The sequence below is a fragment of the Bradyrhizobium sp. 45 genome (assembly GCF_023073155.1).
Lineage (GTDB): Bacteria > Pseudomonadota > Alphaproteobacteria > Rhizobiales > Xanthobacteraceae > Bradyrhizobium > Bradyrhizobium canariense_D.
Genome location: NZ_JADPIX010000122.1, coordinates 357,945 through 382,692 on the forward strand (window position 1 = coordinate 357,945; position 24,748 = coordinate 382,692).

At 62.3% G+C, this 24,748-nt stretch carries 24 protein-coding genes, 1 tRNA gene and 1 pseudogene; 20 read left to right on the forward strand and 6 right to left on the reverse strand.

Going from position 1 to position 24,748, the window contains the following annotated elements; genetic code table 11:
* The first annotated feature begins 251 nt into the window (after positions 1-251).
* The 10 genes from IVB42_RS22015 (at position 252) to IVB42_RS22060 (ending at position 12,808) form a co-directional block, all read left to right on the forward strand.
* Positions 252-440, forward strand: a complete 189-nt coding sequence (locus IVB42_RS22015; RefSeq protein WP_018453189.1) for a hypothetical protein — start codon at positions 252-254, stop codon at positions 438-440.
* 103 nt (positions 441-543) lie between these two features.
* The gene (locus tag IVB42_RS22020) at positions 544-2,247 is read left to right on the forward strand and encodes an ABC transporter ATP-binding protein (RefSeq protein ID WP_039798616.1); all 1,704 of its coding nucleotides are present in this window, start codon (positions 544-546) and stop codon (positions 2,245-2,247) included.
* Entirely contained in the window at positions 2,244-3,908 is a 1,665-nt protein-coding gene (locus IVB42_RS22025; protein WP_085361104.1) for a peptide ABC transporter substrate-binding protein, read from the forward strand. Before IVB42_RS22020 ends, IVB42_RS22025 begins: the two co-directional genes overlap by 4 nt.
* A gap of 72 nt (positions 3,909-3,980) precedes the next feature.
* Positions 3,981-4,931 carry an ABC transporter permease gene (locus IVB42_RS22030; protein WP_018453192.1) on the forward strand — a complete coding sequence of 317 codons (951 nt, stop codon included), beginning with the start codon at positions 3,981-3,983 and terminating at the stop codon, positions 4,929-4,931.
* 37 nt (positions 4,932-4,968) lie between these two features.
* Positions 4,969-5,847, forward strand: coding sequence for an ABC transporter permease (locus IVB42_RS22035; protein WP_026232479.1), 879 nt, complete (start codon positions 4,969-4,971; stop codon positions 5,845-5,847).
* 153 nt (positions 5,848-6,000) lie between these two features.
* The gene (locus IVB42_RS22040; RefSeq protein ID WP_247471236.1) at positions 6,001-7,311 is read left to right on the forward strand and encodes an FAD-binding oxidoreductase; all 1,311 of its coding nucleotides are present in this window, start codon (positions 6,001-6,003) and stop codon (positions 7,309-7,311) included.
* Between the two features lie 87 nt (positions 7,312-7,398).
* Positions 7,399-8,826, forward strand: a complete 1,428-nt coding sequence (thrC, locus tag IVB42_RS22045; protein WP_247360895.1) for a threonine synthase — start codon at positions 7,399-7,401, stop codon at positions 8,824-8,826.
* Positions 8,827-9,234: 408 nt separating this feature from the next.
* Positions 9,235-10,062: a GNAT family N-acetyltransferase gene (locus IVB42_RS22050; protein ID WP_247452354.1), complete on the forward strand. Its 828-nt coding sequence runs from the start codon at positions 9,235-9,237 to the stop codon at positions 10,060-10,062.
* Positions 10,063-10,073: 11 nt separating this feature from the next.
* Complete coding sequence (locus IVB42_RS22055; RefSeq protein ID WP_198293338.1) at positions 10,074-11,267, forward strand: alanine racemase; 1,194 nt, start codon at positions 10,074-10,076, stop codon at positions 11,265-11,267.
* Between the two features lie 83 nt (positions 11,268-11,350).
* Positions 11,351-12,808: an aldehyde dehydrogenase family protein gene (locus tag IVB42_RS22060; RefSeq protein WP_018453200.1), complete on the forward strand. Its 1,458-nt coding sequence runs from the start codon at positions 11,351-11,353 to the stop codon at positions 12,806-12,808.
* Between the two features lie 146 nt (positions 12,809-12,954).
* Here IVB42_RS22060 and IVB42_RS22065 read toward each other — a convergent pair whose 3' ends face one another.
* Positions 12,955-13,926, reverse strand: a complete 972-nt coding sequence (locus IVB42_RS22065; protein WP_240543311.1) for a LysR family transcriptional regulator — start codon at positions 13,924-13,926, stop codon at positions 12,955-12,957.
* Here IVB42_RS22065 and IVB42_RS22070 point away from each other — a divergent pair.
* The 5 genes and pseudogenes from IVB42_RS22070 to IVB42_RS22095 all read left to right on the forward strand — a co-directional run bounded on the left by IVB42_RS22070 (position 13,895) and on the right by IVB42_RS22095 (position 18,984).
* Positions 13,895-14,968, forward strand: a complete 1,074-nt coding sequence (locus IVB42_RS22070; protein ID WP_247395384.1) for a four-carbon acid sugar kinase family protein — start codon at positions 13,895-13,897, stop codon at positions 14,966-14,968. The genes IVB42_RS22065 and IVB42_RS22070 overlap by 32 nt on opposite strands.
* Positions 14,965-15,969, forward strand: coding sequence for a 4-hydroxythreonine-4-phosphate dehydrogenase PdxA (gene pdxA, locus IVB42_RS22075; protein WP_247471242.1), 1,005 nt, complete (start codon positions 14,965-14,967; stop codon positions 15,967-15,969). The genes IVB42_RS22070 and pdxA overlap by 4 nt, the downstream gene beginning before the upstream one ends.
* The gene (locus tag IVB42_RS42300; RefSeq protein ID WP_345946341.1) at positions 15,969-17,003 is read left to right on the forward strand and encodes a cupin domain-containing protein; all 1,035 of its coding nucleotides are present in this window, start codon (positions 15,969-15,971) and stop codon (positions 17,001-17,003) included. Before pdxA ends, IVB42_RS42300 begins: the two co-directional genes overlap by 1 nt.
* A gap of 73 nt (positions 17,004-17,076) precedes the next feature.
* Positions 17,077-17,316 (forward strand): annotated as a pseudogene (locus IVB42_RS22090) (cupin domain-containing protein); the annotation flags it as partial.
* A gap of 345 nt (positions 17,317-17,661) precedes the next feature.
* Positions 17,662-18,984, forward strand: a complete 1,323-nt coding sequence (locus IVB42_RS22095) for an FAD-binding oxidoreductase (protein ID WP_018453207.1) — start codon at positions 17,662-17,664, stop codon at positions 18,982-18,984.
* A 101-nt stretch (positions 18,985-19,085) separates the two neighbouring features.
* Here IVB42_RS22095 and IVB42_RS22100 read toward each other — a convergent pair.
* Positions 19,086-19,170 (reverse strand) — tRNA-Leu (locus IVB42_RS22100).
* Between the two features lie 154 nt (positions 19,171-19,324).
* Here IVB42_RS22100 and IVB42_RS22105 point away from each other — a divergent pair.
* Positions 19,325-19,864 carry a disulfide bond formation protein B gene (locus IVB42_RS22105; RefSeq protein ID WP_018453208.1) on the forward strand — a complete coding sequence of 180 codons (540 nt, stop codon included), beginning with the start codon at positions 19,325-19,327 and terminating at the stop codon, positions 19,862-19,864.
* A 3-nt stretch (positions 19,865-19,867) separates the two neighbouring features.
* On the opposite strand, the gene IVB42_RS22110 is transcribed toward IVB42_RS22105, so the two are convergent.
* Positions 19,868-20,953 (reverse strand): AbrB family transcriptional regulator, encoded by a 1,086-nt coding sequence (locus IVB42_RS22110; RefSeq protein ID WP_085350767.1) that lies wholly within the window; start codon positions 20,951-20,953, stop codon positions 19,868-19,870.
* Positions 20,954-21,051: 98 nt separating this feature from the next.
* Positions 21,052-21,336 (reverse strand): PsiF family protein, encoded by a 285-nt coding sequence (locus IVB42_RS22115; RefSeq protein WP_018453210.1) that lies wholly within the window; start codon positions 21,334-21,336, stop codon positions 21,052-21,054.
* A 202-nt stretch (positions 21,337-21,538) separates the two neighbouring features.
* Between IVB42_RS22115 and IVB42_RS22120 the strand changes: the two genes are divergently transcribed.
* The gene (locus tag IVB42_RS22120) at positions 21,539-22,030 is read left to right on the forward strand and encodes a hypothetical protein (protein ID WP_085361101.1); all 492 of its coding nucleotides are present in this window, start codon (positions 21,539-21,541) and stop codon (positions 22,028-22,030) included.
* 47 nt (positions 22,031-22,077) lie between these two features.
* On the opposite strand, the gene IVB42_RS22125 is transcribed toward IVB42_RS22120, so the two are convergent.
* Positions 22,078-22,626, reverse strand: a complete 549-nt coding sequence (locus tag IVB42_RS22125; protein WP_018453212.1) for a TetR/AcrR family transcriptional regulator — start codon at positions 22,624-22,626, stop codon at positions 22,078-22,080.
* 109 nt (positions 22,627-22,735) lie between these two features.
* On the opposite strand from IVB42_RS22125, the gene IVB42_RS22130 reads away from it, so the two are divergent.
* The 3 genes from IVB42_RS22130 to IVB42_RS22140 all read left to right on the forward strand — a co-directional run bounded on the left by IVB42_RS22130 (position 22,736) and on the right by IVB42_RS22140 (position 24,402).
* Positions 22,736-23,164, forward strand: a complete 429-nt coding sequence (locus IVB42_RS22130; RefSeq protein ID WP_018453213.1) for an acyl-CoA thioesterase — start codon at positions 22,736-22,738, stop codon at positions 23,162-23,164.
* A 3-nt stretch (positions 23,165-23,167) separates the two neighbouring features.
* Positions 23,168-23,644 carry a PaaI family thioesterase gene (locus tag IVB42_RS22135; protein ID WP_018453214.1) on the forward strand — a complete coding sequence of 159 codons (477 nt, stop codon included), beginning with the start codon at positions 23,168-23,170 and terminating at the stop codon, positions 23,642-23,644.
* A gap of 98 nt (positions 23,645-23,742) precedes the next feature.
* Positions 23,743-24,402 (forward strand): DsbA family protein, encoded by a 660-nt coding sequence (locus IVB42_RS22140; protein WP_026232486.1) that lies wholly within the window; start codon positions 23,743-23,745, stop codon positions 24,400-24,402.
* Between the two features lie 77 nt (positions 24,403-24,479).
* Here IVB42_RS22140 and IVB42_RS22145 read toward each other — a convergent pair whose 3' ends face one another.
* Entirely contained in the window at positions 24,480-24,686 is a 207-nt protein-coding gene (locus IVB42_RS22145) for a hypothetical protein (protein ID WP_018453216.1), read from the reverse strand.
* Positions 24,687-24,748 lie beyond the last annotated feature (62 nt).

A 24,748-nucleotide genomic window follows, 5' to 3' on the forward strand; every position in this document is an offset into this window, starting at 1 on the left:
TCGCGCCCACCTCATTCGCCAAAGCACCAGGGCATCAGGCGTTGAGCGCGTGCAGCCGTGCCGTGCACAAGGCAGGCCGCCTGAGAGTTCTCTCGTCGCGGCGCAGACTGAAATGCCAGATGGCACTTCGTTTTCAGAACTTCCTGCTGCCCATACGGCGCGTTTCGGCGACTCTGGGGTGATTGAAGCAGTCAAACTCGCGAATGCCGGGTCAATGTCGATCAGTGGCAGAAGTTCTAAAGGGACGCTGGATGAGCCTTGTCCAGGAACAGACCTCCACAAGAGCAATCAAGCTGGATGGGACTGTTAGCTCCACGAACTTCGATTCAGTGATCGAGTTGGCCGCTCGTCCGATGTTTTGGCTTGAGCGACAGCTTTTTCCTGTCGAGCACCAAGCTTTGAATCATGTCGCACTCTCCGAACAGGGAATGGCAAAATGAGCGGCGAATTTTCGACCTGTCCGATCGTCGCGGCGGCAACAATGGCCGAAGAGCCAATCCGCAGCAGAATGACCCAACGCCGTTGAAAGGGGAGACTGTTCAAATGGCCTCTGCCTCTCAGGCTGTAGCTTCGGAAGATGTGGCACTCTCGGTGCGCGAACTGACCGTGAGCCTGCCGGCCGGGATGGAGCGGGCTCACGCCGTCGAGAACGTCTCCTTTGATCTGAAGCGGGGTCAGATACTGTGCATCATTGGAGAGTCCGGATCGGGCAAGTCGGTCACAGCCAATGCGATCATGGGGCTTCTGCCCAAGGCGATACGTGTTGCCTCGGGTTCGATCGACCTGAATGGGACCGACATCGTAGCCATCTCGCCCGATAAGCTCCGCAACCTTCGCGGCCGCGTCGTCTCGATGATCTTTCAAGATCCGCTCTCAGCGCTCAATCCGCTGATGACCGTGGGCGCGCAGATCGAGGAAGTGATGGCAGCGCACGACGTTGGGACCGCGAAATCCCGTCGCAGCCGCGCCATAGACTTGTTGGTTGAGGTCGGCCTTCCCGATCCGCAACTCATGTATCACCAGTATCCATTCCGGCTTTCGGGCGGGCAACGGCAGCGGGTGATGATCGCCATGGCTCTGGCTCTTGAGCCCGCGATCCTGATTGCGGACGAGCCGACGACCGCCCTCGACGTGACGACGCAGGCGCAGATCCTCAAACTGATCCGCGACATTCAGCGCCGCAAGGGAATGAGCGTGATGTTCATCACCCATGACTTTGGAGTCGTGGCGGAGATTGCCGATTCCGTTGTGGTGATGGAGAAGGGTCATTGCGTGGAGCAAGGCAGTGCCGAGCAGGTGCTCAAGTCGCCCAGTCACCTCTATACGCGCCGCCTGATCGCGGCCGTGCCGCACCTGACCGGCAAGGACCGCAATCCCTTGGAAGCCGCCGACAGGGCGTCAATCCTGAAGGTCGAGTGTCTGGTCAAGACCTATCGTAGCGGCAGTGCGCTTTTCCGTACGCAGCGCATCGTGCCTGCGGTCAATGGTGTCTCGTTCGATCTCACGCAGGGCCGCACGCTAGGCGTTGTCGGAGAAAGCGGTTCGGGCAAATCGTCGCTCGGGCGGCTGCTGATCAAGCTCATGGAGAGCGACGGTGGCTCGATTTTCTTCGAAGGCCGCGACGTCGCCCGGCTTACCGAGGCCGAGTTTAGGCCGCTAAGGCCAAAAATCCAGATGATCTTCCAGGATCCTTTTGCGTCGCTCAACCCGCGCTCGACGGTCGGGCAAATTCTCACAGTCGGGCCGGTCGCGCATGGCGTGCCGCACAGAGAGGCTGGTGAGCGGGCGCGGGAGCTTCTGTCCCATGTCGGCCTGGATTCAGGCGCCTTCGACCGCTATCCGCACGAATTTTCCGGCGGTCAGCGCCAGCGCGTCGGCATCGCCCGTGCGCTGATGTTCAAACCACAACTGCTGATCGCCGACGAAGCCGTCTCCGCGCTTGATGTCTCGATCCAGGCCCAAATCCTGAAGCTGCTGGATCAGATTCAGCGGGAGACCGGCGTCTCGATGATCTTCATCACGCATGATTTGCGCGTTGCCAGCCAGATTTGCGATGAGATCGCCGTCATGCATCGAGGACAGATCATCGAACGCGGACCGCCGTCGCAGATCTTCCTGGACCCGAAATCCGCCTACACGCGCGAGCTCGTCGCTGCCATCCCCGGCGAGCAGCCAAGGGGCGCTCGCGCGCTCGCGGGAGTCAATGAATACCGGCGGGACACAGCCAAGAACGAGGAGAGGTCATGACGGAAGCCTATTTTGACTCGAGCTATTCACGGCGCAATGCACTTCGATTGATGGTGGCCGGGGCTGCCGGCCTCGCTGCACCAGGCCTGTTGGGTACGCCCGCCTTCGCTCAGAAGGCCCCCGCCAAACCGAGCGGTCGCATCGTCGTCGGACTTGGACAAGAGCCGACCGTCTTCAATCCGCTGATGGCGCACATTGAAGTCGATGATGGTGTGCATTTCTCGGTTTTCGACGCGCTCTTCCGGATCGACCCAAAGGGTGAGATTGAGCCCAACCTTGCCGTCGAAGTACCGAACCAGAAGAACGGCGGCATTTCGGAGGACGGCCTCAAATGGCGCATCCGTCTGCGTGACGGTGTGCGCTGGCACGACGGCAAACCCTTCACGGCCGAGGATGTGAAATTCACCCTCGAACTGATCACCAATCCCGCCTTCCGGAGTTGGCGCACAGCTGGCCATGCCCTCGTGCGCGACATCACGGTGATCTCGCCCACGGAGATCTCGTGGCGAATGGAACAGGTTTTTGCGCCTTATCTTTCGTTCCTGACCGAAACCTTCATCGTGCCCAAGCACATCCTCGAGAAGGAGGCCAATCCAAACAACGCCGCCTTCAACCAGGCGCCGGTCGGCACCGGCGCATTCAAATGGGGTAAGCGGGTTGCAGGCGATCATCTCGAACTCGTGGCTAACCCCGAATATTTCGGAGAAGGCCCACACATCGAGAAGCTGATCTTCAAATACATTCCCGATCTCACCGTCCTCTACACTCAGTTCAAGAGCGGTGATGTGGACCTGATGGGGCAGCCGTACATCACAGCTGATCATTACGAGGAAGCCAAGGCGCTGGCGAACCGAGTGGTGACACTGGTCCCAAAGGCTTCATTCGAGTCCTTTTACCTGAATTTGGAGCGTCCACAGTTCAAGGAACTTGCAGTCCGTGAGGCGCTCTACGCAGCCATCGACAAGGAATCGATCATCCAGGGGCTCTATTACGGCGTGCCGACTCCGACGGAGACCTTCATGCCGAGGCAGTCCACCTACTATAACCCCAATCTTCCGGCACACGCATACAATCTGGACCGCGCGCGCCAGATCCTCGACCAAGCCGGCTGGGCGCCCGGGCGGGATGGCGTTCGTGCCAAAAGCGGCGTCCGTCTGTCCTTTGCCAGCTCGACCACGTCAGGCGATCCGCTTCGCGAGCAGGTGCAGCAGTTCTTGCAGCAGACATTTGCTCAGTTGGGCGTCGAGATGAAGATATCGAACTTGCCCGCCGCGGTGATGTGGGGCGAGTTCTGGCAGCAATCGCAATTCGATTCCGTGATCGTCGGCAGCACGTATCTGATCGGCGCCGACCCGGACGTGACCAATCGCTTGCACTCGCGTGCGATTGCAGCGAAGGGCGGGCGTGGTTCGAATAATGCGCAGTATTCAAATCCAGAGGTCGATGCCTTGCTCGACCAAGGCGCTCGCAGCTTCGATCCGGACGCGCGGCGCTCGATCTACCGTCGCGTACAAGAGCTCGTTCGCCGCGACCTGCCCTTCCTGCCGCTGTACCAGACCAATTCGGTCCAGGGTAACAAGAAGGGCATTTCCGGCGTCGTGCCGAACGTCAACACGCGCACCGAATCCTGGAACGCGCTGGCTTGGTCTTGGGCGAGTTGACGTATCGCCGCCCGAGGCCCGTATAGGCGCAGGGCGGCGCCTAGGCGCTGTCAAGCTAACATGGAGACTCGAATGCCCGGGTTCCTGCTTAATCGCTTTTCGCAAAGCATCGTGCTGTTGGTGATCGTCTCGATCATCGGCTTCACGGTGCTCAACTTCATGCCGGGCGGTCCTCTCGCGCAGTTCGGGCTGGATCCCGGCATGACCCAGAAGGACATTGAGCGACTGGCAGAGCAGCTCGGGCTGAACCGGCCGTTGTGGATTCAGTATTTTGATTGGGCCTGGCGGTTGGTTCAGGGCGACTGGGGTCACTCTTTCCGCGACGGAACGCCGGTGCTGGCGGTGATTGGGCGTCACCTCTTCGCTACGCTGCTGCTGATGGGGACTTCCACGGCACTGGCCATCGCCCTTGGTTCCTGGATCGGGATCCGCGGTGCCACCCACCGCTATTCCCTGTTCGATTATTGCGCGACGATTGGCGCCATGGTCGCGCTGTCGGTCCCGACCTTCTGGTTCGGCCTCGTCGGCATCTATATCTTCACGTTGAAGCTCGGTTGGGTGCCTGCAGGGAACATGTACACGATCGGCGACGGATCGGTGCTGGACTACTTGCATCACCTGATCTTGCCAAGCTTGGTGTTGTCGCTGGTCCATGTCGCGGTCTGGAGCCGCTACATGCGCACCGCGACCCTTGATGCGCTGAGCCAGGATTTCGTCAAGACGGCTCGTGCCAAGGGCCTAAGTGAGCGCCGCATCCTGCTGAAGCATGTCGTCGGCAATGCGCTGTTGCCGATGATCACCCTGGCTGGGGTGCAGTTGCCGAGCATTCTGACCGGCGCGTTGGTCACTGAGACCATCTTTACCTGGCCGGGAATGGGGCGGCTGTTTCTCGACAGCCTCGGCTACAGTGACTATCCGATGGTCATGGGGCTGTTGATATTCTCAGCCATCCTTGTCGTGCTGGGCAATCTCGTCGCAGACATCCTTGTCGCACTCGTCGATCCGCGCATTCGTCTCAGCTGAAGACGCCGGTTCGTGCCGTCAACAGGAGTCCCCCGTTATGACTGACATCTCCGCCCACCTCCCTCCAATTCGCTGGTGGCACAGCCGCGGGGTGCGCCGGTTCATGCGACACCATCTGGCGCTGCTCGGGTTCGCGATGATCGCCCTGCTCGTGTTGGCGTGCGTCGTGGGCCCCTACGCCTTGCCTTACGATTCGCTCTATATAGATCTGCGCGCCCGCTTTGCTCCTCCCTTGAGCGGTCATCATTATTTCGGCACCGACCCGTTGGGGCGAGACTTGGCCGTGCGACTCTTGATGGCCGGGCGTGTCTCGCTACTGGTGGGATTCTCCGCGATGTTGTTGTCAACGCTGATCGGAACGCTCGTCGGCGTGACCGCAGGCTATCGCGGGGGCTGGATCGGAGCCGCGCTGATGCGCACGGTGGATGGCTTTCTTTCCTTCCCCTCGATTTTCCTCGTGCTGGCGTTGGCCGCGACGCTCCGGCCCAGCCCGATGATGATCACTGTCATCATTGCTGTCACGAGCTGGATGGAGGTTGCCAGGATCGTCGAAGCCGAGGTCCGTTCGCTGCGCGAGCGCGAGTTTGTCCAGGCCGCGCGCATGGTCGGTCTGAGCGGCAGGCACATCATGCTTCGCGAAATTCTGCCCAATGCCACGGGTCCGATCATCGTGGCCGCAAGCCTCACCGTCGCCCGTGCGATTCTTCTGGAGGCCTATATCAGTTTCCTTGGTTACGGCATCCAACCACCGCTGCCCAGCTGGGGCAATCTGCTCAACGGCGCCCAGCAATATCTGGCCAGCGCTCCCTGGCTTGCCATCATTCCAGGCGCTGCGATTACGATCGCAGTGACCAGCTTCAACTTCATCGGCGACGGGCTGCGCGATGCGCTTGACGTTAGAGATGACCACATTTGACGGCTTGAGCCCAGGTGGCAGGCAGCGGACAGCGTTGAAGGCTATCCAGCAGAACCTCTTGATAGCGTAGACGTCGCAAGCATCGCGTTGGCTGATCAGAATCCGTCTTGTCAGTAATCCAAGGCCAGTTTTAACACACGAGAAGTCAGCGACATGCACGAGCCCAGAGCCGCAGAGAAGGACACGCCCTATTGGTGGGAAGCCGCACCACTTAGGTCGCTGCCTCAACAGACTCTTCCCAAGAAACTTGACGTGCTGATCGTGGGCGCTGGCTATGCCTCTCTTTCGGCCGGGCTGGTGCTGGCGCGCGAGGGACGCTCGGTTGCGGCCTTTGACGCGATGGGTCCGGGCGAGGGAGCCTCGACGCGCAACGGTGGAATAACCAGCGCGAGCATACGGCCGGATTACGCCGCGATCTCCCGACGCTTCGGCGCAGACAAGGCGCTGGCAATCGAGGCGGAAGGCAAGATCGCCCGCGAGTTCCTTTACGATTTCATCAAGACCGAGGGGCTTGCCTGCGATTTCCAGCTGGTCGGGCAGTTCAAGGGCGCGTTCGGATATGAGCAGTACGACACGATGGCGCGTAGCGCGGAAGTATTAGCGAAGAGGCTGCGGATCGAGTCTCACGCCGTACCTTATGCCGAGCAGCACAGCTACATCGGCACCGATGTCTACCGGGGTGGAACAGTCCGGATGGATATCGGAGGGCTACAACCGGCGAAGTTTCACGCTGAACTGCTTCGCGTGGCGCTCGCTTCGGGCGTCGCGGTTCATGCGGATACGCCCGTCATCTCCATCGAGAGAGATGGTTCCGGATTCCGTATCGTGACCTCGGCCGGTTCGGTGCAGGCGCGTCAGGTGCTGGTTTGCACGAATGGCTATACTGATAGCGCCGTTCCCTTCCTGCGCCGCAGGCTGGTCCCGGTTCGCAGCCGGATCATTGCAACCGAGGAGCTCGCACCTGACGTCATGGCGCGGCTGATGCCCAAACGCATGATGATGACCGAGAACCGCCAGGTCGGGTTCTATTACCGCCCATCGCCCGACGGCAAACGTATCCTGTTAGGGGGGCGCGACAGCTCTCGTGTCGGTAACCCGGTGGCTCCAAAGCTCCTGCTGCGCAAGGGGTTGGTGAACCTTTTCCCCGAACTCGAGAATGTTCACCTTTCGCACAGCTGGTTCGGCAATGTGGCGATGAATCGCGACATGCTCCCGCGCATCTTCGAAGAGGACGGTGTGGTTTATGCCACTGGCTTCTGCGGTTCAGGCGTCGTCTGGGCGCCTTGGATCGGGATGCACGCGGCCCACAAGCTGATCGGAAACCACGAACGGGCGCGCACCGCCTTTGACTTCCGTCCGCCGGACTCCATCCCGCTCTATCGTGGCGATCCCTGGTTCATGCCCGCCATGATCTGGGGATATCGGATGCAGGATCGTTTTGCGCTGTGGCGCGACCGCCGCTGACGGCTGGAAACTCCATCGGGCATTCCCAAAGGTACAACTCAGGTCATGGAGCTGGCGGCACTGCCGCCTCTCGAAAGAAGAGCATCGATGCACTACGTATCCACGCGCGGACATTCAGGTCGCAGACAGTTCTGCGAAACATTGCTTGAAGGCCTCGCCGAGGATGGCGGGCTGTACGTACCTGAGACCTACCCGCGTGTGGACGCCGCTACATTGGATGCGTGGCGTGCCTTGTCCTATCCCAGCCTGGCCTTCGAGGTCCTGTCGCTCTACGTCAGCGATATTCCGCCCGCTGACCTGAAGGCAATCTGCGAAAAGACCTACACGCCCGAGATCTTTGGAACCTCGAGCATCGTTCCGCTTCGAAAGCTCGAGACGCGGCTTTACCTCCAGGAATTGTCGAACGGTCCTACGCTGGCGTTCAAGGACGTGGCCATGCAGTTGCTCGGCAATCTGCTCGAGTACGAACTGGCACGGCGGCACGACGAATTGAACATTCTTGGGGCGACCAGTGGCGACACCGGGAGCGCTGCGGAATACGCAATGCGCGGCAAGAAAGGGGTGCGGGTCTTCATGATGTCGCCCCTCGGACGGATGAGCTCCTTTCAGCAAGCTCAGATGTTCAGCCTGCAGGACGACAACATCCACAACATCGCCATAGATGGCGTGTTCGACGACTGCCAAGACATCGTCAAATGTGTGTCCAGCGATCTGGAATTCAAACGACGATATAAGATAGGTGCGGTGAATTCGATCAACTGGGCCCGACTGGTCGCGCAGGTCGTCTATTACTTCTCCGGCTATTTTCAAGTCTCCGAAGGGAGGTCAGCAGGCGTTGACTTTTCCGTGCCTTCAGGAAACTTCGGAAACATCTGCGCTGGTCATGTTGCGCGCATGATGGGACTTCCAATATCCCGTCTCGTCCTTGCGACCAACGAAAACGACGTGCTCGACGAGTTTTTCCGCAGCGGCATTTATCGCGTCAGAAGCCGAGCTGACACGCTTGAAACATCGAGTCCTTCCATGGACATCTCCAAGGCGTCAAATCTCGAGCGTTTCGTGTTCGACTTGCTCGGTCGCGACGCCCGTCGGACGAAATCGCTGTTTGAGAACCAACTTTGGGAATGCGGTTCGTTTGACCTCAGCGGTGATCCCAGCTTCGTAACGGCGGCGGCGCGTTTCGGATTCCGCAGCGGCAGGAGCACTCATGCCGATCGACTGGCGACGATCCGTGACACGTGGGAGCGCTACAACACAATGATCGATCCTCACACTGCGGATGGTGTGACGGTCGGGCGCATGCATGCGAGCCCCGAGACGCCGATGCTTGTGCTCGAAACTGCACAGCCAATCAAATTCGCTACGACGATCAAGGAAGCGTTAGGCCGGCAACCAGATCGTCCGCAACGGTTCGATGGACTAGAAGGGCTGCCGAGGCGAGTCAAAGTCCTTCCCCCGAATGCACAAGCTATAAAGAACTACATTGCGGACATCACGCAGGGTGCAACCTGTTGAAGGGTCGATTCCGGATCGAAGAGTGTTTCAGCCGTGGCTGTATTTACGGTGCTGTCACCCGACGAGGTCGCAGCGTTCGTTCAAGCGCGCTATCGGAGCGATCCGCGGTTGATGCCCGGTATCGTTCCGGGCCATCGGATGCCGGAACGGGATCGCGCTGCGGCGTGGCGAGACGCTGACAGCACATCGTCCCTTCTATCGGATCATCAATGCAATTCCCTGCCGAACTCTGCGTCAGCCTGATCGCGTAATGCTGTCGCAGCCAAGATACGCTGCAATTCGCGGGAACATCGTCAGATGGACCTCGCCGTGTCAGGCACTGACGATTAGTCCGCTAACCCAAGCATGAGACGTCGACGCATCATGGCAACCGAAGCTACCCAAGCCGGAGAACGCGAGATTGAAGACGTGGCCCTAGTCCCTTTCGCGAGAGCGCATCTGAAAGGTGCCTTGAAGCTCTCGCAGGAGATGTCTTGGCCGTATCTGCTCAAGGATTGGGAATTTGCGCTGCAGCTTGGCCGCGGTTTCGTGGTGACGAGTGCGGGTGCTGTGGTGGGGACCGCGCTGTGGTGGCCTTACGGCGACACCCATGCTTCCGCCGGAATGGTCATCGTCTCGAAAGCCGTTCAGGGACGGGGGTACGGGGCCCGGCTGATGGACGCGCTGCTCGCGGCGGCACGACCACGAATCGTCACGCTGAATTCGACCGCCGAAGGCCTTGCGCTTTACGCACGCCGCGGCTTCGCCAGCATCGGCATGCTGCACCAGCATCATGGCGTTCCTGGCCAGGGCCGCGACATGCCGCCGGTCGGAAACGTCAGAGCGATGGTTCCGTCGGACTTCGAGGCCATAGTCGGTCTCGATCACGAGGCCACCGGCTGGATGAGGCGCGAGATGCTGAACCGGCTGATCGAGGTCGGTTGCGGCTATGTCCTGCTGCGTGACGGCATACCCCGCGGCTACGCCATTTCCCGTCTCTTCGGCCGCGGGCATGTCATCGGCCCTGTGATCGCCGAAAGCCCGACCGATGCGCGCGCATTGATCGAGGCCGCGCTCGCGCCCCTCGGGAGTGTTTTCGTCCGGATCGACACCTCCGCCTCCTCGCAACTCGGTGACTGGCTTGGAAACATCGGCCTGCAGAAGGTCAGCGACGCCACCACCATGGTCTTGGGGACGCAGATGCCATGGACCGGGCCGGCGCGCACGTTCGCGGTCGCCAACCAGTCGTTCGGCTAGGAGACCTTGAGATGCAACGCCCCGATATGCGCCGGACGGATAGCCAGAACGCCGCGCCACGCGAGATAACCGCGACGGTCGGCGCACTGGCGACGCCGGCCCTCCTGCTCGACAAAGACCGGCTGGATCGCAATCTCGCCCGTCTGTCCTCTCGTATGGCCGCGGCTGGCGTCGTGCTGCGCCCCCATATGAAAACCGCGAAATCCATCGAGGTTGCCCAGCGCGCCTATCCCTCCGGGCCGGGGCCGATCACGGTCTCCACCTTGGCGGAGGCTGAGTACTTCGCGCAGTACGGTTTCCGTGACGTGACATATGCCGTCGGCGTGGCACCGCACACCGCTGAAAGGGCGATGCGTCTCCGCAAAGCCGGCGTTGACCTTAAGGTGCTGCTCGATTCGCCTGAACAGGCGGCGATGTTGGGCACGGCAGCGCGTGCCGCCGGCGTGACGCCCTCCGCCTTCATCGAGATCGACTGCGACGGCCATCGCGGCGGGCTGACCGCCACCGATCCCAAGCTCATCGCCGTCGCGGCGGCCCTGGCCGAGGCCGGCGTCACGCTCGCCGGCATTCTCACCCATGCCGGCGAATCCTACAGCCTTTGCTCGTCCGATGCCCTCGTCGCGGCCGCAGAGAACGAAAGGGCCGTGGCCGTGGCGGCCGCGGAGACATTGCGGGCGGCGGGGCATGAATGCCCGGTCGTAAGTGTCGGTTCGACGCCGACCGCCCATTTCGCCGAAGGCCTGACCGGCGTCACGGAGATGCGGGCCGGCGTCTACATGTTCTTCGATCTGGTGATGCACGGCGTCGGTGTCTGCACGACCGACGACATCGCGATCTCGGTTCTCGCCACCGTCATCGGCACGAAGCCGGAGAAGGGATGGATTTTGGTCGATGCGGGCTGGATGGCACTGTCACGTGATCGCGGCACCGCGGCGCAGCGGGTCGACCAAGGTTACGGTCTCGTCTGCGATCTGTCCGGCCAACTCTATCCGAATCTGATCGTCGCGCAGGCGAGCCAGGAGCACGGCATCCTCGCCATAAGGTCCAGATCGGCTGCAGCCCTCCCGCATATCCCGATCGGCGCGAAGGTCAGGATTCTGCCCAATCATGCCTGCGCGACGGCGTCACAGCACGAACTTTACAATGTCATCTCGGCGGGAAGTGACGCAATCGAAGCTCAGTGGCCGCGGATGCGCGGCTGGTAGATCTGAAACAGAATCGGGCGGCGATTTGCGCATGCCCAGCTTCCGCTGGTCGGCGTCTATTACCGGATCAAGGATCGCTTCCAATGACCTCGGCCGTTCGACACCTGACGGAAGCCGGCTTCCTCGGCAAATTTTACATCGACGGAGAATGGCGGAAGCCGACAGGGTTGGCGACGGCGATCGTCGTCAATCCGGCGATCGAGCAGCCGGTCGCAGAAATCGCGCTCGGCGATGACGAGGATGTAGACTGCGCGGTCGTAGCCGCGAGAAAAGCCTTTACCGGCTGGTCCCGTAAGCCGGCTGCCGAGCGGGCGGCGCTGCTCGACCGGGTTCACGGTTTGCTTCTCGATAGACTGGAGCTGTTTGCGCAGGCCATCACGTGCGAGATGGGGGCCGCCATCACTTACGCGCGCCGCGCCCAGGTGCCGCTCGCTGCCGAACATATCCGCGTCGCGCGTGACAATCTCGCGACCTATCCGTTCATCGCCACGCGCGGCAGCACCGCGATTATGCGCGAGGCAATCGGCGTCTGTGGTCTTATCACCCCCTGGAATTGGCCCCTCTACCAGATTACGGCCAAGGTCGCTCCGGCGCTGGCAGCTGGCTGCACGGTGGTGTTGAAGCCGAGCGAACTTTCGCCGCTGAGTGCCCTGTTGTTCGCCAAGGTGATGGACGATGCCGGCTGTCCGCCCGGCGTCTTCAACCTCGTCAACGGGACAGGTCCAGTCGTGGGGACCGGTCTGGCGTCGCATCCGCAAGTCGACATGATCTCGATCACCGGCTCGACGCGGGCAGGCGTTCTCGTCGCGCAAGCAGCGGCGCCCACCGTCAAGCGCGTCGCACAGGAGCTCGGCGGCAAGTCACCGAACATCATCTTGCCGGATGCGGATTTGAGCCGGGCTGTTCCGCTCGGTGTCGCCGCCGCCTTCCGCAATCTCGGCCAATCCTGCAGCGCACCGACGCGTATGCTTGTGTCCCGCTCACAGATGGCAAAGGTCGAGATCCTGGCGGCGGCGGCCGCTTCTGAATTGGTGGTCGGCGATCCGCTTGCGGAAAGCACGACCCATGGTCCGATCGCCAACCCGCCGCAGTTCGAGCGTATCCAGGCCATGATCGGCATCGGCCTGGAGGAAGGCGCCAAGCTTGTCATTGGCGGGCCGGGGCGGCCCAACGACCTTCAGGTCGGCCTCTATGCGCGGCCGACCATCTTCTCGAACGTCAATCGCGACATGAGAATTGCGCAGGAGGAGATCTTCGGCCCGGTGCTGTCGATCATTCCCTACGATAGGGTCGACGAGGCGGTCGAGATTGCCAACGATACCGTCTACGGCCTCGGCGCGCATGTGCAGGGCACGGATATTGAAACGATGCAGGCGGTCGCCGGGCAGATCCGGTCTGGTCAAGTTCATCTCAACTATCCCGACTGGGACCCGAACGCACCTTTTGGCGGATACAAGCGTTCCGGAAACGGCAGGGAATACGGCCGCGAGGGCATGGAAGAATATCTCGAGACCAAGGCCGTTCTCGGATTCTATCGATGAAATTCATCTCGGAAAGCGAATCGGCTTCCGCTGACGCGGAAGTGTTTCCGGCGGTGATCGCACACGCGTCGAATCGACGAACACCTTCTCAAGTCGGGTTCAACGCCTGATAGCGCCGAGCCCTTGAGGAGCGCGAAGTTGAATCATTAGATCAGATTGCACTGTTCCTGCAGCCATGAAGCAAGATAGTTCGCTTTCCCAGACAGTTCAGTTTCTCCCGCCCAGATGAGGCCATAGTGGCTTTCGTCCGGATCGAAACCGGCAGGTGCGATGAGCCGCCCTCTATCTACGTCGTCCGTTGCAAGGACCCGCGGGCTGAGGGCAACGCCCAATCCCGCCAATGCTGCTTCGACGATGAGGAAGTGGTGATCGTAGAAGCGTATCTCCGCGGGGCGCCGCACCGACGGGTGGGTGGAAAGCCATCGCGACCAAGCGTCCGCCCGAGTCTTCGAACCTAGGGCGATGTAGTTTCCTGAGGCAAACACCGCTGCGAGCTGAGGGCTCATGACCGGTCCTACCCTTTCAGGAAAAAGGCGCCGGACGTGCCACGCCTCTGGGAGCGCAAAGTCGAGCCGACGTATAGCCAGATCGATCCGATCGCGGCGAAACTCGACGGGGCCGCCGGCGACTGACAGATGTAGAGCGATGTCGGGATGGACGGCCTGAAAGCTTGCAAGCCGTGGAATAAGCCAGCGCATAGCGACTGAAGGCTCGCATGAGAGAACGAGGGAGTTCTGCTGTGCGTTGGCAGCACGCAAGCTCTCAACGGTTGTCGCCAGCTCGGTGAAGAAACGGCCGAGTGTGAGGTTGAGCACTTCTCCAGAGGCAGTGAGACTCAAGCCACGTCCGCTTTTTTCGAAGAGTTTGAAGCCAAGGTCTTCCGACAGTTTGGTGATACGGCGACTCACAGCCCCATGGGTCAAGGCAAGGCTGTTCGCGGCAAGCCGAACCGACCCCAGCCGCGCAGCGGTCTCGAACGCACGCAAGTCGTCCAATGAAGGTATTTCTGATCGCCTCATTGGTGATCTCATATCACCAATGTAGCGCAAAAAATATCGCTTTTTATGTTGAATTTGCTTAGCATAATTGATCCATGCGAACCAATGGCGAATACACATCGGTATCCTAGCCGACGACCTGACCAGCGCCGCCGATGGGGCCGGTCCGTTTGTCGAGCGCGGTTTGCGAGCCGTTGTCGGCCGACGCCGGCTGCCGCACCAGGAGGCCACGATTGTCGCCGTTGATAGCGGATCTAGATCAGTGCCGGTTTCGCAAGCGGCGCGGCGGCAGTCAGAACTTGCCGAGCAGCTCGCTTCGCGGGTTGTCCTCTACAAGACCGTCGACTCGACTCTTCGCGGGCACGTGACGGCCGAGATGGAAGCGGCCTTCACCGTAAGCGGCCGCAAGATGCTGGTCTTTGCACCTGCGTTCCCTGGCGCTGGGCGTACAACCGTCGACGGCGTTCAGCTTGTGGACGGCATTCCTGTAACGGAGACCGAATACGGTCGCGACCCCGTCCATCCGGCGCGACATTCTCGGCTGGCTGAGCTCGTTCCGGCCTCCATCGGAAGCGTCGTCATCCTTGATGCTGCAACACAGGCCGATCTCGACAAACAAGTTGCGGCCCTGCCGGATCCGGAGTCGATCCTATGGGTGGGCTCTCCGGGCATGGCCCTTGCCCTGGCGAAGCGTCTTGCGCCGCTTGCGGTTGCGTCGGACGTGACCGCCGCGGTTAGTGGCGACATTCTTGTTGCGATCGGCAGCGCCAATCCGCGCAGCCATCGTCAGGCCGACTGCATCGCAATGGAGCCTGGAATCGCTCTGCTGCAGGCTCCGATCGAACGGATGAATGATCCCGGATCCGTCCTGCGCGACATTGCTCAAAATGCGGCTCGACGGCTGGCCGACGAGCGTTTCGATATGGTGATCGCCACAGGCGGGGACACCATGGAGGCGATTCTGGACGGCCTGGACATTTATGAGTTCGAGATCCTGCAAGAGCTCGAGCCAGGCTTTCCGCTTGGCCGCACGTCCCTCGGAGATGGACGAGAGCTGCTGATCGCCATGAAGGCAGGCGGCTTTGGCGACGACGATACGCTGCGTCGTGCGATCACGCGGCTCCGCCTTGGCACCTCGGTATCAGAACTGGTTGTATCATGACCCAATCCGCTCCCCTCGCCGTCACAATGGGCGATGCCTCCGGCATCGGCCCGGAGATCGTGGCGAAGACATTGGCCACAGCCGGCGAAGGCACGGTCGTATTCGGCAGCTACGTCGTGATGGAGAATATCGTCCATCGTCTGGGTCTCGAGCTGACGGTCAGGCGTATCGCCCGACCTGAAGAGGCGCGCTCTGAGCCGCGGTCCATCGAAGTCGTCGAGGCGACGCAAATCATCGCGCCGCCTCCGCTCGGGAGCGTCAGCGCCATGTCCGGCCAAGCTTCCTTCGATGCCATCGTCGCCGCCGTCGCGGCAGCCAAGGCCGGCAAGGTCAGCGGCATCGTCACCGCACCGATCAACAAGGAAGCGATGGCAAGCGCGGGCATTCGCTATCCCGGGCACACCGAAATCCTCGCCGACTATGGTGGTGCGGAGCGCGTTGCGATGATGCTGGCCAACGATGATATCCGCACGGTTCTCGTCACCATCCACATGTCGCTGCGCAAAGCCATCGACCAAGCGGATTTCGATGCCCAGATGTCGGCGATCCGGCTCGCAAATGAGGGCGGCAAGGCCCTCGGGATCGCGGCGCCGCGCATTGCAGTGGCAGGGCTCAACCCCCATGCCGGCGAAGGTGGTCTCTTCGGCGACGAAGAAATCCAGATCATCCGGCCTGCGATCGAAGCGGCCCGCGCCGAGGGCATCGACGCCAGTGGCCCCTGGCCCGGGGACACTGTCTACATGCAGGCCCGCAAGGGCCGCTTCGATGTGGTCGTGGCCCAATATCACGATCAGGGCCTAATTCCGGTGAAATATCTCGGCCTCGAAAAGGGTGTGAACATCACGCTCGGCCTGCCGTTCGTCCGTACAAGCCCTGATCACGGCACGGCATTCGACATTGCGGGTCGAGGCATCGCCGACACCGGCAGTCTCGAGACCGCGCTGGCTTACGCGCGAAGGCTCGTCGCCGCGCAAATTAAGACCAAAGAAGGGGTAGTCTAATGGGCCTTCGCTTTATCTTCATGCTCACGCGCAACGATCGCACCGTCGGGGACGCCTCTGAACAACTCAAGACCGCCCTGAGGCTTGGCGTTCGCCACATCGGTTTCAAGGACATCGGCCTGCCGATTGATCGACTCAAAGTTCTCAACCGGGTCATCAAGGCAGACGGCGCCACCTCCTATCTCGAAGTCGTCTCACTCGACCGGCAAAGTGAGATCGTTTCGGCGAAAGCGGCGGTTGAAATCGGCGTCAACGTCTTGCTCGGCGGCACACATGTTGACGACGTGTTGCCGATCCTTGCTGGCACCGGCATTCAATACTGCCCCTTCCCGGGTCGCATCACCGGTCATCCGAGCGTGCTCGAAGGGAGCATCGAGGAGATCGTTGAGAGCGCCCAGGCGCTCGCCGTGCGGGAGGGCGTGTATGGCCTCGACCTGCTCGCCTATCGCTCCAAGGAAGACGTCCCGGCCCTCATCAAGGCGGTGTGCGCGGCGGTGCCCAAGCCCGTCTATGTGGCCGGCTCGATTGATACGCCTGAGCGGATCGCCATCCTGAAGGACGCAGGAGCCGCCGGCTTCACTATCGGCACGGCCGCGTTGGACGGCAAGTATCCGGCCGACGACAAGGACGTCGCTCGCCAGCTTGGGGCCATCATCCGTGACGTGGCCGCTCTGAACCGGCATCTCTCGCCGCTCCACAAGAAGAACCTGGCCAGCTCGTTCGGGCAGCTCAAGGAGACTTGGTCTCCGAAGATCGCGGGTCAGATTAACGACATGCAGATCAAGCTCGCCAAGTTCGCGGGCGAGTTCGCCTGGCGCTTTCACAGGAGCGGTGACGAACTCTTCCTGGTGCACAAAGGCCGCCTGCTGATGAAGTTTCGTGATCGGGACGAGATCATCGAGCAAGGCGAGTTCATCGTGGTCCCGCATGGGGTAGAGCATTGCCCTGTCGCGCTGGACGACGTCTGCGAGGTCGTGCTGCTCGAACCCGGCACATCCATGGATGCCGGCACCGCTCACGACCTCGAAGGCTAGACCGTCTGCCTGCGATCGGAGCAAACGCTTGACGCCGTCGACCGGCCTTCGCCGGTCCGGCCTCGATGACCTCAGGACCTGGGAGCAGGACTCCTCCCGCGCCGACTCGGTGAAGACCGGAGTCTGGGAAGCCACGCCTGGCGAGAACCGCTCGATCAAGGGCGAGACCTTTGAGTACTGCCACATCCTTTCCGGCGTGGTGGAGCTGACCGAGGAAGGCAAGGAGCCTCGCATTTTCCGCGCCGGCGACAGCTTTGTGATGAAACCCGGCTATGTCGGCGTATGGAAGACGATCGAGACAGTGCGGAAGATGACTTCGGGCGCCGAAATGGGCTTTGCCGCCGCGCTGGTGCCTTCTCGACGCTCGTGGTTCAGGACATCACTCGTCCCGGTGTCGCCGAGCCAATCGCGACGGTCTGGGTCCATTTTTCTGGGGCATCGAAAAGCGGTCCAGTCTCCGTGGACAAGCAGGTCGCGCCGCCGTTGCGCCGAACTGGGACGATCGCGCTTGAGCAGCTCGTATCGCTCAAGCGCTCAAAAACCCGAACATCTTGCGAAGTCCTAGATGATTTCAGCACATTCTATCGGGCGCCTGATGCGATGAAGGGTTGATCGGAATTTTGCTTCCGCGTTCTTGGCAGCCGAGGTTCGTTGGAACATGTCGCCCCATGTCGAGCGCATTCACAGCGATGAGCGTCTCCCGGCCGAGGCCGATGTCGTCATAGTCGGCGGCGGTATCCTCGGCGCTACGGCCGCCTATTACCTGGCGAAGCGCGGCCTCTCTGTGGCGCTCCTCGAGAAGGGTCACGTCGCCTGTGAACAATCGAGCCGAAACTGGGGTTGGTGCCGGCAGCAGAACCGCGATCGCCGCGAACTGCCACTCTCGGTGATCTCTATGCGGCTGTGGGACGAGCTCACGCGCGATATCAATCGGGACCTCGGATTTCGGCGCTGCGGACTCGTCTATGCGACCCACGACGAGGCTGTGCTCGCCGGCTGGGAAAGGTGGCGCGAGGTCGCCAGGGAGTACGACGTCGACACCCGCGTGCTGAGCCGGGCGGAGGTGGCCGAGCGCGTCCCCGAAGCGCGCGACAAATGGGTCGGCGGGACCTATTCGGCTCGGGACGGCAAGGCCGAACCTGCGCTCGCCGCGCCGGCTATCGCCGAAGGGGCCAGAATTCTGGGCGCCACGATCCACCAGGGATGCGCCGCGCGGGCGCTCGACTTGGCCAATGGCAAGATTGCAGGCGTGCACACGGAGAAGGGCTATATCAGAACCAGCGCGGTGCTTTGCGCCGCCGGCGCCTGGTCCTCGCGCTTCCTTCGGCCGCTCGGGATCAGTTTTCCCCAAGCGAGCATCCGTCAGACCGCGCTGCGTTCCACCCCGACAATCAACATAGGCGAGGCGGTCTCCACACCCTACTGCACGATCACGCGTCGACTGGACGGCAGCTATACGCTTGCGATCAGCGGCAAGGCGAACCTCGAAATCACGCCCCAGGCTATCCGGTACAGCCGGGAATTCATGCCGCAGTTCTTGCGTCGCCTGAAGAACGTCAGGATTGGCGTCGGCCAATCGTTCGTTTCGGGGCCGGATTCAATGACGGCGCTGCTGACCAACGACGATCGGATCTTCGAACAGAATCGCGTGCTGGATCCTCCGCCCTTGAAATGGCTGGTGAGCCAAGTGGTGGCGAGTGTCCGGAAAACCTTCCCCCAACTCGGCGAAATAAAGCTCGGTAGCGCTTGGGGCGGCTTCGTCGATTGCACGCCGGATGCAGTGCCTGTCGTGTCGAAGGTGGACCGGGTGGAAGGCCTCGTCCTCGCAGCGGGCTGCTCGGGTCACGGCTTCGGTTTGGGCCCGGGCCTTGGCTATCTGGCCGCACAGCTTCTCGTCAACGACACTCCTTGCGTCGATCCCGCACCGTTCCGGCTGTCGCGTCTGACCGATGGCTCGAAGCTGGACATCTCGGCCATCTGAAGATCGAGCCGGAAGTCGGGCCTGACGCGTACCGAGCAACGCCAGGTTTGGAGTACTGCGGATGGTTGCGGACGATTTAGAACGGGCTTGAACAGCCTAGTTGGTGCCCCTGGCCGGAATCGAACCAGCACTCCTTGCGGAACTCGATTTTGAGTCGAGCGCGTCTACCAGTTCCGCCACAGGGGCCCTCGGTCGGCCCTAGGCGGGCGTCGCGAAGCCGGCGGACTATAGCCATGGACCAAGCGGGGTCAACCCGCGCCAAAGTGATCCGGGCCGTTCTCGACAGCCGCATGAGCCGGGGTTACAGCCTTGGAAAGCGACCCATCGAAAGGAGGCTGCCGTGACAACCCAGAGTGCCGCAATACCTGCGTTCAAACCGGCGGCCACGACCCCTGCGCTGGCCGCTTCGCTCGCGGTCGCGCTGACGGCAGCCGCGACCATCGCGGGCGCCTGGTTCTTCCAGCTGGTGCTCGGGATTGTGCCCTGTCCGCTCTGCCTGGAGCAGCGCTACGCCTATTACCTCGTGATCCCGCTCGGCCTGCTCATCGCACTCGCGGCGCGGGGCGGTGCGCCGAGACCGCTGCTGCTCGCGGGCCTGGCGATCCTTGCGCTCGCGAGCATCGCCAATGCCGGGCTCGGCACCTATCATTCCGGCGTCGAATGGGGCTTTTGGAAGGGACCGACCGACTGCTCCGGTCCCGTCGTCAATCTCGGCAGCGCCACCGACCTGCTGTCGCGGCTCGACACCGTGAAGGTGGTCCGCTGCGACGAGGTGCAGTGGCGCTTCCTCGGCCTCTCGCTTGCCGGCTACAACGTGCTGATCTCGCTCTTGATGGCTGCGATCGCCGCGTGGGGATTCGTTGCGACGGTGAAGCGCTGAGGCTCAATCATCCACATCGTCCTGCGTCCGGCCGAACAGGTGCACAATGCCCGGCGTCGCGATCGTCACGAAGACGAAGCGCGAGAGGTGATGTGCGCCGACGAAGATCGGATCGATGTGCAGCGTCAGGGCCAGCGCCAGCATGGCGTCCATCGCGCCCGGTGCGTAGGCGACCACGACGTCGGAGAATTTCACCTGCGTGGTGAGCGCCACGATGCCGACGAAGATCGCGGAAACGGCGATGGCGATGGCAAACGAGCCCAGTGCCGCGTTGATGTGGCCGGCGAGCGTCTTGATCCTCATCCGCGCGAAGCGGCTGCCGATCAGGGCGCCGATGCCGACCAGCGCCACGCCGCGTACCCAGTCCGGCAGGCCGCCCTCGACCCAACCGGCGCCATGCAGCACGCTTGAGCCGATCATCGCACCGAACATCCAGCTCGCCGGAAACCTGATCAGCCGCAGGAGGAGTGCCGCGGCCAGCGAGGCCGCGACCAGCTCGACGAGGTCGAGCGGCGAGGCGATCGTCGTCGTCAGCGATGGCGCGACGGAGGGCGCGACGCCGGCGAACGCCAGCACCATCGGCAGGGCCGCGGTGAGGATGATGACGCGCATGGTCTGCACCACCGCGATGCCCGGCAGGTCGGCGCCGCGCTCGACCGCCAAAATCGTGATCTGCGACAGCGCGCCGGGGCTGCCGGCGAGGAAGGCCGAGGTGCGGTCCCAGCCGTGAATGCGCTGGAGATAATAACTGGAGCCGAAGGTCGAGCAGAAGGTCGCGAGCGCGAGCAGCCCGATGGTGAGCGGATAGGCACTGACCTGTTGAAGCAGGTGGCGAGAGACGACTGATCCTAACGAAATGCCGAGCAGCACCAGCACCGTCTGGGTCAGGATCGGCGGCAGCGTCAGCTGGCGACCGGCGATCGCGGCGATCCCTACCGCGATCATGGAGCCCGAGATCAATCCCCCCGGAAGGCCCGCGAGCAGAAACACGAGGCCCCCGGCGGTGCCAATGACGAGCGTTTCCACCGTGCTCAACATCTTGGCACGGCTCGGCCATTCGAACGGCAGGGAGGCGGTGATTTGCTTCACACCACCTTATCGCAAATCAACAAGAGGCGCACAATTGCGGCCACGTCATACCGCAATGCGCGCGCCTCTCGCCGAAGCCGCGAGCAGGGGGGAAGGATTTACTTCTTCTCCGCAGCCGGCGCGGCCATGCCGGCCTTGGCGGTCTTGATGCATTCGGAGCGGAATTTCTTGCGCTCCTTGCCGTGCAGGCCCTTGGCGTCGGCCTGCTTGGAGCATTCGAGCGACTCGGCCGAGTGCTCCTTCGGTGCCTTCTTGTCCATGGGGGCGGCGGTTGTGGTTTTGGTGTCGGTCTTTGCTGCCGGCGCGGCGGTCTGCGCGAAGGCGGTGCCGGTGGCGAGCAGGGAGGCGAGAGCGACGACGGCGAGGCGAGATGTGAGGGTCATGGTGCTGCACTCTTCTTGCGGGAATTGCGAAGGGCGCGAAAGTCGGCTGGCGTTGCTGAACGCGACATGAATAATTGGAACGTGGAGGATCACTATATTTTGGCGGCAGCAGCCATCGCTTCCTTGTCGCGGGCGGGCGGCACGCTAGGATAGCAATCCTCGGTTCACTTCCCTCGGGGGAAGATCAAGGAGGAGACCAAGGATGACCATTCAATCAAAGTTGCTATGTGCAGTTGCGCTGTCGGGCTTTGCCGCGCTGGTGGCAAGTGCGCCGGCGCAGGCGCTGACCTCGCAGGAGTGCAGCGCGAAATACCAGGCCGCCAAGAAGGACGGGTCGCTCGGCACCACGAAGTGGAATGACTTCCGCAAGGCCCAGTGCGGCGCGGACGCGACGCCAGCGGCTGCGCCGACCGCGGCCGCTCCTGCTGCGCCCGCCGCTCCCGCCGAGCCGAAGCAGGCGAAGAAGGAGGCCGCCCCGGCTGCTGCCCCGACCCTGCCGGCCGGCCCCGCGATCTATCCGAACGCGGTCGATCCGAAATACGCCAAGGAGACCCCCGGCAAGGGGCGCCTGCACACCTGCGTCGACCAGTACAACGCCAACAAGGCCACCAACGGCAATGGCGGCATGAAGTGGATCGAGAAGGGCGGCGGCTATTACAGCGAATGCAACAAGAAGCTGAAGGGCGCCGCCTGACGCTTCAAGACGACGCAGAGGCCGGAGCCAAGCTCCGGCCTCTTGCTTTAATCCAGGAGCTTCTCGGCCGATTTTGCCACGAGCTGCGATCGCTTGCGCGGGCCGCGCTCGACGAACAGCAGGCTCTGGCCGAAGATGAAGCAGTAGAACAGGAAGGCCTGCGCTTCGGCTGCCTCGGTATCGAGGCCGGTCGCGCGATAGAGTTCGGCGACGTGCTTCAGCCGCGCGGCGTCCACGTTCGCCACCGCTGCCGCGGCGCCCTCGTCCGAGCGAGCCCATTGCCGGATCGCAAGCTCGATTGCCATCCCGTCCGGATTGAGCCGCTCCGAATAGAGCTGGATCACCGCCCGCAGCCGTTCACGGGGCTCTTGGCCATCGAGACTCGTTTGCTGCGCGATCGCCGTTGAGCGCCCCTCGCGCCAGCGTTCCAGCATGGCACCGAGCAGTGCGGCACGGTCGGCGAAGCGGCGGTAGAAGCCGCCCTTGGTGACGCCCAGATTCTTGGCGAGCACCTCGACCCGAACCCCCTCGACTCCCGATCGGGCGAGCTCGGTGAGCCCTGCCTCGACCCAGACATCGCCTTTGCCGTCACTCATGCAGGCAGCCTCGCCGATTCTTGATACGGTGCCGTATTGCTAACGCGGGAGGAGGTTGATACGCTACCGTATCGACAATCAAAGGCAGAAAAGGCCAGGGAGAATTGCGATGGAGCAGGAGGCGACCTATCGCGGCACGGTCTATCCATGGCAGTGCGATCACGTCGGCCATATGAACATCATGTGGTATGTCGGCAAATTCGACGAGGCCAACTGGAATCTGTTCGCTCGCCTCGGGCTGACGCCGAGCTATCTGCGCGGCTCCGGCCGCGGCATGGCCGCCGTGCAGCAGAACATCACCTATAAGCGCGAGCTGCGCGCCGGCGACATCGTCGAGATCCGCAGCCATCTGCTTGAGATCCGCGACAAATCGATCCGCTTCCGGCACGACATGACCAATGCCGAGACCGGCGAGATCGCCGCGTTCTGCGAGATCACGGGCGTGCACATGGACCGGAGCCAGCGCAAATCGGTGCCGTTCACGGATGCCATCCGCGAGGTGGCCTTGAGGCACCTCGCCGAGAAGGCGGAGGCCTGAGCCATGGCTGCATATGAGCCGAAGAACCCGGGCTATCGCGCGGCTGGCATCGCCATGTTCGACGGCCAGCCGGCGATGCACACGCTCGGTATCGTGATCGTCCGCCTTGCGCCGGGCGAGGCTGAATTAGCCATGCTGCATTCGCCGGCCCTCACACAGCAGAACGGCTTTGTCCACGCCGGCATCATTACCGCAGGCCTCGACAATGCCTGTGGTGTCGCCGCCTTCACCCTGATGCCGCGCGAGGCCGATATCCTCACCGTCGAGTTCAAGACTACGCTGCTCGCGCCGGCACGGGGCGAGCGTTTCGTCTTCAAGGCAGAGGTGGTCAAGCCCGGCCGCACGCTGACCTTTTGCGAGGCCAGGGCGTTTGCCGAGCACGAGGGCAAGGTCACGTTGATCGCCACGATGACCGGCACGCTGATGGCAATGCTGCCCCGCGTTGCCGCTTCCCAAGCGCCGGCCCCGATACCGGCATAGCGTGGCGATGACATCGGCGCCGCGACACTCTATATGACCTGTAACAATTCCCAGTCTCGGACCGTATCCACGGAAATGGGACCGAAATGGAACGAGATATGGCTGGATTCAGGAATAAGAGCCTTGTGCCGACGCGGCGCGCGGCGCTGACGCTGATTGGAGCGGGCGCCCTTGTCGCCGGTGGGATCACCGCGGCGCGGGCGGCAACCGACGAAGACGAGGTGCTGACCGAAGCCAAGGTGCTGCGCGATCCCGACGTTCCCGTGGCCGGCAATCCCGACGGGAATATCAGCATCATCGAATGGTCCGACTATAACTGCCCCTATTGCCGCAAGCTCGAGCCCGAGTTGCGTCAGGTCATCCAGGACGACGGCAAGGTCCGGCTGGTGATGAAGGACTGGCCGATTCTCGGTCCGGTTTCGGTCACGGCCGCGCGGACCGCGCTGGCGGCGAAATTCCAGGACAAATACCACCAGGCCCATGACGCCATGATGGGCGTCAGCTCGCGCCTGACGGAGCCGCGCATCAACGAACTGCTCGCGGCGGCCGGCGTCGACATGGATCGGTTGAAGCGCGATCTCGCCGATCACGCCAAGGACATCGACGCCGTGCTCAAGCGCAACAACGAGCAGGCCGAAGCCTTCGGTTTCCGCGGCACGCCGTCCTTCATCGTCGGCAAATACCGCGTGCCCGGCGTGCTCAGCATGAACGAGTTCGAGCAGGTCATCGCCGACGCCCGCAAGGCCAAGATGAACTGAGCCGAGCGATATTCACCGCGCAATACGAAGGCGCCGCCGCGGACCCGCGACGGCGCCTCATTCATGATACCACATCGTTACTTGGAGGAGATGCGGACCCAGTCCTTGTGCGCGCGATCGCGCAGCGCGTCCCAATCGGCTTTGGCGACATCCCAGTTTACGATGGTGCGATTGGTCGTCGCGACCTCGCCATGAGCAACCGACGACGTCTGCATGGAGTCATAGACATACACGCCGCAGGCAAGCAGCAGCGCGCCCAAAATCATTCCAAGAAACATCCGCATGGCGAAACCTCCGATGACGGGCGATAACGTCGGCCCGGATCGATTGTTCCGCGGCAGTAGGG